This window comes from Cupriavidus pampae, assembly GCF_914271485.1.
GTDB lineage: Bacteria > Pseudomonadota > Gammaproteobacteria > Burkholderiales > Burkholderiaceae > Cupriavidus > Cupriavidus pampae.
On record NZ_CAJZAG010000035.1, the window covers coordinates 1 to 1,594 of the forward strand.

Annotated in this window: 2 protein-coding genes; both read right to left on the bottom strand. The window is 65.3% G+C overall.

Annotation, left to right across the window (positions count from 1 at the left end):
- A partial coding sequence (locus LDO41_RS34125; RefSeq protein ID WP_143032060.1) for a helix-turn-helix domain-containing protein occupies positions 1 to 624 on the bottom strand: 624 nt, incomplete at its 3' end.
- Positions 593 to 1,480, bottom strand: coding sequence for a LysR substrate-binding domain-containing protein (locus LDO41_RS34130; RefSeq protein WP_011178398.1), 888 nt, complete (start codon positions 1,478 to 1,480; stop codon positions 593 to 595). The genes LDO41_RS34125 and LDO41_RS34130, both read right to left, overlap by 32 nt.
- Between the last annotated feature and the right edge of the window lie 114 nt (positions 1,481 to 1,594).

Genomic DNA, 1,594 nt, shown 5'->3' on the forward strand with positions numbered 1-1,594 from the left:
GATGTCCGGCCCGTCGAGCACGGTGAGGTTGCAGACCTCCTCCGTCATCTGGCTGAGCTGCTGCAGAAAGGGCGTGGCGCGGTTCACCACGTCGCTCGACGCCAGGTAATGGTAGGTGAAGTCGAGCAGCCGCGGCGAGAGCTCGTACTTGCGGCTTTCCGATTCCTTGTTGAGGTAGCCGAGCGCCGTGAGCGTGAAAGTGAAGCGCTGCCCGGCGCTCAGGTCGAGCTGCGTGAGCGTGCAGATCTCGGACAGCGAAAGCTGGCGCTTGGAGCCGTCGAAGGCCATCAGCACCTTCATCGCCTTCTCGACCGATTGCACGTACAGCGTCGATTCGCTGGCGGGTTTGGCCGCGGCCGGGCCCGATGTCTTCTTGCGTGCCGCCTGGGTTCGATCTTGGGTGGCCATGTGCCGTGCTGAGGGGAGCGGGGTTGCATTCGCCTTCGAGGAGGCCCGTTGCGGGCGCCACGCGGCGGGTGATCTATCTCGATGGTAGTCGTCTTCGCGCTGGCGCCTGACGGCGGCGATGGATGGTCGAGTTGCTTGACGGAGTTCGCGTTCGAACACGAAATCGTACACGTAGCCAGCCGCGCTATTTCTGTCCTTTCCCGCGTCTTGCGACATCGAGAAATGCGCGAAGCACGGGTACGCGAGAGTCGGTCAGGTAAGTCAGGCTGACCGGCACCTTGGCGCTCGCATCGGCCATCTCCATCGTCCGGACGAAGGGCCGCCGAATCGCGGCCACCGAGGCCGGGACCAGCGTGACGCCGGCGCCGGCCGCGACGAGCCCGAGGGCCGCGTTGACATCTTCGACAATCGCCGTCACGCGCGGCTCGACCCCGGCCCGGCGCATCAAGGCGATCACTTCGTCAGCGAAACTCGGCCTCCCCTCCTTGGGGAAAAGAACGAGGGACTCGCTCTTGAGCCGCAGCAGCGTCGGATCCTGTCTCAGCTGGCGCGCAATGCTCGAACCCGCTGCGATATACAGCCGTTCGTAGTGCAGGTGCTCCACCGTGATTCCAGGCTCCTGGGGGTAGAAGCGGCCGACACCGAGATGGATGGTGCCGGCACGCAGGGCCTCGATCTGCCGCACCTTGGGCATCAGGGCCAGAGACAGCGTCGCCCCCGGGACCGCCTGCGTGAACGCATGGAGCAATGCCGGGACGGTCTGGTAGATCGCCGTGCCGAGGTAGCCGATATCGAGTTGGCCGATCTCGCCCCGGCTGGCGGCGCGGGACCGGTCCACGGAAGTCCGACCCAGTTCGAGCATGCGCCGTGCATCTTCGAGAAACGCGGCCCCGGCGGGCGTGAGCTGCACGCCGCGCGCGCTGCGCTCGAACAACAACACGCCCAGATGCTGTTCGAGCGCGTGAATCTGTCGCGTGACCGGGGGCTGGGAAATATGCAGCCGCCGCGCGGCGGCACCGACGTTGCCCTCCTCCGCGGCAGCAACGAAATAGCGAAGCTGTCGAAACTCCATTCTTCACTCCTGGTGGCTGGCTCCGGCTGCCGGAGAGCCATACCGATCCCGTATCGCTCGCGCTGATGGAAGGTATTAGACCATATGGCCCGGCATTTCTAGACTACCGCCATG